Source organism: Klebsiella sp. MS 92-3 (assembly GCF_000195655.1).
Classification (GTDB): domain Bacteria; phylum Pseudomonadota; class Gammaproteobacteria; order Enterobacterales; family Enterobacteriaceae; genus Klebsiella; species Klebsiella pneumoniae.
This window is the reverse complement of sequence record NZ_GL882869.1, coordinates 47,990-54,431: the sequence shown is the minus strand read 5'-3', so window position 1 is coordinate 54,431 and position 6,442 is coordinate 47,990. Positions and strand designations below refer to the sequence as shown.

Here is a 6,442-nt window from a genome sequence, read left to right as displayed (position 1 = left end):
GCCCTTTTTCGTTCTTCGCTATAACGGCGCGTTGTACATTCCGTTACTCCCTGACACCAAAGACTCACTGATAGCCTCCCGGCAGGCGCTTATAGTGTTGCCAACAGCCCCGCAGTGGGGTTACTCAAGAAACCAAGTCGAGGATTTCAGAATGAAAAAAGTATTAGCTCTGGTCGTTGCCGCTGCTATGGGTCTGTCATCAGTTGCTTTCGCTGCCGATGCGGCAAGCACCACCCCGAGTGCAGCAGCCAGCCATACTACCGTTCACCATAAGAAACATCACAAAGCGGCCGCGAAACCGGCAGCCGAGCAGAAAGCGCAGGCGGCGAAGAAACACCACAAAGCTGCTGCAAAACCGGCTGCTGAGCAAAAAGCCCAGGCGGCGAAGAAACACCATAAAGCCGCTGCTAAACCGGCAGTAGCGCAGAAAGCGCAGGCGGCGAAGAAACACCATAAAACGACGCACCACGCAGCTAAACCGGCGGTTAAACCGGCGGCATAATGGTCAGGGCGTTAAGGTGATAAACCGGCGCTGAACAGCGCCGGGTTTTTTTCAGGAGGACATCATGCTGCAACGCTATCGCTTCGAATTGCTGCTGTTACTGCTCATCGTCTGCGCGCTGTTTACCCTGCGCTTGATGTTTAAATAGCTGGCTGCTGAACCCATTTACGGGCCGGCGGCGTATAGTCGCGAAAACCGGCGATAATCTCGTCTGCCGAGGTAGCGAACGGCAGCATCTCCGCGTAGCGCGGGTGCATAAACCCTTCCCGTACCATGTTATCGACCATCGCCTGAAGCGGATCGTAATACCCCTTAATATTCAGGAACGCGCACGGTTTCTCATGGATCCCCAGCTGCGCCCAGGTCCATTGTTCGAAAATCTCCTCGAGCGTCCCCGCCCCGCCCGGCAGGGCAATAAAGCCACCCGCCAGCGCCGCCATTTTGGTTTTCCGCTCGTGCATATCCTCGACCACATGCAGCTCCGTCAAGCCGCGGTGGGCAATTTCCCGCTCCACCAGGCCGCGCGGCATCACGCCGATCACCACGCCACCGGCCTCCAGCGCCGCATCGGCGACCGCCCCCATCAGACCAACTTTGCCGCCGCCATAGACAAGCGCCAACCCCTGCTGCGCCAGCGTACGTCCAACCAGACGGGCGGGTTCGAGGTACAGCGGATGTTCGCCAGCTGAAGAACCGCAGAAAATACCAATCGATTTCATCTTCGTTATGACTCCTTCTCTTCTGGTGGCCGATAATTTAACACATCGGCAACCCTTCCGCGCAGGTTTGGACTGGCTGAAAAATAAGACCCGTGATGCTCGCTGGCGAAGAAATATCCTTGTGGTTCAGTAAAATATATCCGGAATGAGTAAAAGTTCCGCAATCGCATGCAATGTGCAAGAAAAGTGACGTTTACCTCTTGCCACATCCCCTCCCTGCCGCTAATATGCGTCCCCGTTGTCACCACAACATTGCGTTCGTAGCTCAGTTGGTTAGAGCACCACCTTGACATGGTGGGGGTCGTTGGTTCGAGTCCAATCGAACGCACCATAATGCGTTTATAGCTCAGTTGGTTAGAGCACCACCTTGACATGGTGGGGGTCGTTGGTTCGAGTCCAATTAAACGCACCATAATGCGTCTGTAGCTCAGTTGGTTAGAGCACCACCTTGACATGGTGGGGGTCGATGGTTCGAGTCCATTCAGACGCACCAATCATTTTTCCTTCTGTAATTCCTGAATTTTATCACCTGCTCCCCGTTGGTATTGCTGACATTAAAATGTTGTGTATTGGCAAAGCGTTTTCCTTGCATAGTCCATACTAGTCCACATGAGTGCTAAGGAAGCCAACCCTTTTAATGAGCATCAAAAATCGATCAACAGACCACGCCGTTTAATTTCTTAATGATAATCATTCCATTCATCATAAATATATGCATATGCAAATCGATATATCAGATACCCCACCAGGAATCCCATAACTGAAAGTAAACCCCAGAGAAATTTATATTCATTTACTGAGAAAAAAAGAACCAGCCAGCCAGCGCGATACCTGAAGCACCTAATCCCATCCCAGCCCCTCTGATAACACGGGAAAGCAGGATGAGTAATGTTCGTTTTATATTCATAATCCACCAAAGAAATATTCACATATTTTGTTAAATTCTGCTGGATTCTTATCACCGACCATACGCGCTGTTTCGAAAGGTTTTACAATATCCTCAACAAGAAAATACAGAAGATCCAGATCTCGCAGATTTTGCAGTTTATCATGCAGTACCGGATTTCTGCGCTTCAGATATCGGGACGTGTATATTGCTCTGGATGTTTCAGCACCAACGGATAATAATAATCCGGCAAGACTTCCTGCAAAAATGCGGACACTCCTCTTGAGGCGTTCCCCTCTTCCTCATCCCGCTCCGCGTCAGGTGCTGCGGCTTCGGTCCTGCCGCCATATGGGTTAACAGTTGCTGATTCAGCAGGCTGTCGATATTGCGCCCCCCGGTGAACAACCATCCGGTAGCGTGACTGCCCCAGCGGTTGCTTTACCAAACTGGTTGCATCGTTTATCAGCCTGTTCCTCATCGCTTCACTCCATCTTTTCTGGCGTTAAAATTCATCATTACGACCTCCATTCGTTACCCTTCGCCACCCACTGGCCGCGCTATCGCACCCGCCTGCTTTCGCGAACGCTACCGCCCGTCGCTGTCTCCCTACAGGAACCCAAAGCGCATTGGGTAAGGCAGAACGGTGATCTTTTATTTAACGCCCGGAATAACAGTCGCTCAGCAATAAATGTCCAAGGAAATCCCGTTCGTATCCGCGTACTGCCGGAGTACGTCCAGTTTTAATTCAGTGGCATCTCGGTTCAGATCGGGAGTAACTGCGTAATACTGACAAAGACGATAAGCAGAATAAAACAAATAAACTGACAATATTTTGTAAGACGAGAGATGGAGGCCGTCTGGACGCAGGGCGGAAGCGGTGGCTTCGTAACAACAATATTCCATACTGAAAACTATTCCCTGGTGTAAAAAAGCGAGCGCGCGGTACAACCGGGAGGAAACCATGCCACAGTAAAATAAAGAAAGTCCAGCCCCGACCGGGCCAGACTGACTTTTTAAGATTAACGCCCGAATTACATTGAGAATTTACATATAAATGACCTGAGCCATTGATCATCTAATAATATAGCGGACGGATCGCACACATCCAGAATAAGCTACGAAAACGCACCATGAAATACATTGCTGTCCTGATTTATATCAGTAAATCCCCCCCGACCGTATATCGTATAACAGCTCATATTATCCAGGCGATCCTGACAGGGATAATATTCCCCGACCATAAAGCGCAGCGGCAGCTTGCGCACCCACCGTCTGACAGACAAGTCCCGCATATTGCCTTCAGACAAGGCGATGACTGGCCTGCGCCATCGCCAGGGCGTCTTCCCCTGCCGGCAGCCGCGAAGGGGCATCAGCATCATGCACCATTCGCCAGACGGCCTGAGCGACATCCGTCGCCTGCGTCACGCTGGCGTTATCCTGCATGCTGTCGAAGATCTGCTGGCCGAGCGCCGCATAGCTCTCCGGGAGCTGCCCCATCGTCCGGCGGGCGTTTTCCCCGAACCGGGTCTGCGGGGCGCGTCCCGGGAGGATCAGCCCTACGCGGATATTAAAAGCAAGGAGCTCCAGCGCCAGCGACTCTGTGAAGGCATTCACCGCCGCCTTACTCGCGGTGTAGACAGCCAGCAGGGGCATCGGTTGCAGGGTGACCGCCGAGGTAATATTAACGATGGTCCCGCTTCGGCGCGCTCTGAACCGGGGGATCACCGCCTGGGTCATGGCAATCGTTCCCAGGGTATTGGTGGCAAACAGGTTGGCTATCGCCTCGCGCGGGGCGCCCTCCAGGGCATTAAGCATCCCCACCCCGGCGTTGTTAACCAGCACATCAATCTCTCCGACTTCGGCAATGGCCTCTGCGATACTCTGCGCCGAAGTGACGTCAAGACGTACCAGCCGCAGGCGGTCGCTGGCGGGTAACACACCTTCCTGCGGAGCGCGCATCGTGGCAATAACCTTCCAGCCTTGCTCGAGAAAATAACGCGCCGTCTCCAGGCCAAAACCCGATGAACAGCCGGTGATCATTATCGTTTGCATATCTCTGTCTCCGAATGGCTTCTTCCTTTTCATCATAGACAGGCCGTGCCGGACGATATAGGGTCAATAATCCATCATTCTTTAGCAGGAGTCCGGAAATGAGCGATCCGCTGGCGGAGGTCATCGCGATGTTAAATCTCAGAGCGGTGCTGACCAAAACCATCGAGGGGGCGGGAGACTGGCGAGTCCGGCGCTCGGATCAGGGGTTGTCATTTTATGGCGTCGTGCTGGAAGGCGGCTGTCGGCTGGAAATTGACCAGCATGAGCCGCAGATCCTGCGCGCCGGGGATTTTATTCTGATCCCGGCGGCGTACCGCTTCTCGCTAACCAGCCTGACCCCGCCCCCTTCACCGGCGCTGGAAACCATCCCGGTGCAACTGGCGGAGGGACACTTTCGGCTGGGCGCCCTCGACAAGCCTGCGCAGATGCAGGCGCTGATTGGCCACTGCGCTTCCGGTTCAACGAACGCCAGCCTGCTGGCCTCGCTGTTGCCAGCCTTTGTGGTGGTCCGCAATCAACCGCGGCTGGCCACCTTTGTCGGGCTGCTGAAAGAGGAAGCGCAGGCGGATCGCGCGGGCAAATCTTTCGTTCTGGCGCGGATGGTTGAGCTGCTTTTTATCGAGGCCATCCGTTCCTCCGGCACGCTCGCGACCCCCGGTCTGATGCGCGGGCTGAGCGACCCGCGGGTCGCCCAGGCAATCCGTCTGCTGCATCAGGCCCCCGCCAGACGCTGGACGGTCAACGCCCTGGCCGCCGACTGCGCGCTGTCTCGCTCGACGTTATTTGAACGCTTTACCGACCTGACCGGGATGACCCCGATGGGCTATCTGTTAGGCTGGCGAATGACCCTGGCCATGCAGTGGCTGAGCGAGACGGGCATCAGCATTGCGGATATCGCCGAGCGCATCGGCTATGGCTCGGCCAGCGCGTTCAGCGTAGCTTTTACCCGTTATACCGGGATATCGCCGGGCAAATATGCCCGCCAGCGGGCGGCACTAAATGTCTCCTGGCCAGCTCTGACTTAACCTGCCGCAATCTCCGTCTGCAGCCAGCGCTCAAACATCTGCAGCGCTGGCTCCCCCTCCCCGCCGCCGGGTTTGATCAAGCAGAAGCGCTTAGCCAGCGTCGGGGAGCCCGGCCACGGGGCAACCAGCGTTCCGGCGCTCAGCTCGCTTTCCACATACATCTTCGGCACCAGGGCCACACCCTGCTGGCTAAGTACCGCGGCGATCGCCATCTCATGCAGATCGTAGCGCGGCCCCTGGGCGGGGTTATCCAGCGCCAGACCGCACTCGCGGGCATAGTGCAGCCAGGCGTCCGGGTTTTGCCGCCGGTGAATGCGCGTTAGCCGGTTAAGCAGCCCCGGAAGATCGTCATCCGTCAGCAGCGCAGCATGGCAGACCGGCAGCAAATACTCCGCAAATAAAAACGTCACCTCCATTCCGGTCCACGCCGGGTGTTCAAAATGGATGGCGGCATCAAATCCGCTTCCCGGCAGAATGAAGGGATCGCTGCGGGCGGCGATATTGACCACGATATGCGGATGCTGCGCCGCAAAGCGCCCGAGCCGGGGAATTAACCAGCGGCTGGCGAAGGTGGGGAGCACGGCGATCTCCAGGCTGCGGCCATCGACGGGCATCCCGCTGACGTCATGGGTGTCCCGTTCCAGGCGAGCGAGGATCTCGCGGACCTGACGAGCATAGCGGGCGCCTGCCGGATTGAGCCGCACCCGGCTCCCCGTCCTGTCGAAGAGTTTACTGTCGAGGAGCGCTTCCAGACGGGCAATCTGCCGGCTGATGGCCCCTTCCGTTAACGCGAGCTCCGCCGCCGCGCGGGCAAAGTTGCCGTGACGAGCCGCGGCCTCAAAAGCCAGTAGCGCAGCGCTGCTGGGGATTTTACGACGCATAGCCAATGCTCCTTGTGCAGGCTCACCGAAAGTCAGTGACAGAATATCACTAATACTTGAATTAACATCGTTTTTCAGCGCCATTTTTAGCCGATAGGATGATGAAAACTCACTAAAGCGCCTTGTGCGCACATCATCTGTTCATCGAGGTCACTATGCTCTATGTCGTCGAATGCGCCTACACCGATCCCCAAAGCGAAGCGGCGTGGAATACCTTTTACAATCAGGAAAAACTACCGGCGCTGGTCTCTGTGCCCGGTTTCTACGCCTCCTAGCGCTTCCGCGCTCTCAGCGAGGGCTGCCCCTGCTACCTGGCGCTGCACGATATCCACGATGCTACCGTCATCGACAGCGACGCCTACCGCCGCAACGGCGGC

General features: G+C 55.9%; 5 protein-coding genes, 3 tRNA genes and 2 pseudogenes. 6 read left to right on the top strand and 4 right to left on the bottom strand.

Features of this window, described 5'->3' with window-relative positions:
- Positions 1–151: 151 nt before the first annotated feature.
- Positions 152–502, top strand: coding sequence for an acid resistance repetitive basic protein Asr (gene asr / locus HMPREF9538_RS0128590; protein ID WP_002907794.1), 351 nt, complete (start codon positions 152–154; stop codon positions 500–502).
- A 140-nt stretch (positions 503–642) separates the two neighbouring features.
- Here the strand turns inward: asr and HMPREF9538_RS01225 are convergent, their stop codons facing one another.
- Positions 643–1,221 (bottom strand): TIGR00730 family Rossman fold protein, encoded by a 579-nt coding sequence (locus HMPREF9538_RS01225; RefSeq protein ID WP_009486415.1) that lies wholly within the window; start codon positions 1,219–1,221, stop codon positions 643–645.
- Between the two features lie 254 nt (positions 1,222–1,475).
- Between HMPREF9538_RS01225 and HMPREF9538_RS01230 the strand changes: the two genes are divergently transcribed.
- The 3 genes from HMPREF9538_RS01230 (at position 1,476) to HMPREF9538_RS01240 (ending at position 1,714) form a co-directional block, all read left to right on the top strand.
- Positions 1,476–1,552: transfer RNA gene (locus HMPREF9538_RS01230), tRNA-Val, on the top strand.
- A gap of 4 nt (positions 1,553–1,556) precedes the next feature.
- Positions 1,557–1,633: transfer RNA gene (locus tag HMPREF9538_RS01235), tRNA-Val, on the top strand.
- 4 nt (positions 1,634–1,637) lie between these two features.
- Positions 1,638–1,714, top strand: a tRNA-Val gene (locus HMPREF9538_RS01240).
- Between the two features lie 615 nt (positions 1,715–2,329).
- Here HMPREF9538_RS01240 and HMPREF9538_RS33465 read toward each other — a convergent pair.
- Together HMPREF9538_RS33465 and HMPREF9538_RS01245 are read right to left on the bottom strand one after the other, a co-directional pair.
- A pseudogene (locus HMPREF9538_RS33465) lies at positions 2,330–2,506 on the bottom strand (hypothetical protein); the annotation flags it as partial.
- A 900-nt stretch (positions 2,507–3,406) separates the two neighbouring features.
- Positions 3,407–4,159: an SDR family oxidoreductase gene (locus HMPREF9538_RS01245; RefSeq protein ID WP_032420291.1), complete on the bottom strand. Its 753-nt coding sequence runs from the start codon at positions 4,157–4,159 to the stop codon at positions 3,407–3,409.
- A gap of 98 nt (positions 4,160–4,257) precedes the next feature.
- Between HMPREF9538_RS01245 and HMPREF9538_RS01250 the strand changes: the two genes are divergently transcribed.
- A complete protein-coding gene (locus HMPREF9538_RS01250) occupies positions 4,258–5,184 on the top strand; it encodes an AraC family transcriptional regulator (RefSeq protein ID WP_009486407.1) in 927 nt (308 codons plus the stop codon).
- Here HMPREF9538_RS01250 and HMPREF9538_RS01255 read toward each other — a convergent pair.
- The gene (locus HMPREF9538_RS01255) at positions 5,181–6,065 is read right to left on the bottom strand and encodes a LysR substrate-binding domain-containing protein (RefSeq protein WP_002907799.1); all 885 of its coding nucleotides are present in this window, start codon (positions 6,063–6,065) and stop codon (positions 5,181–5,183) included. The two genes, HMPREF9538_RS01250 and HMPREF9538_RS01255, sit on opposite strands and share 4 nt — an antisense overlap.
- A gap of 155 nt (positions 6,066–6,220) precedes the next feature.
- On the opposite strand from HMPREF9538_RS01255, the pseudogene HMPREF9538_RS0128575 reads away from it, so the two are divergent.
- Positions 6,221–6,442: pseudogene (locus HMPREF9538_RS0128575) on the top strand (hypothetical protein); the annotation flags it as partial.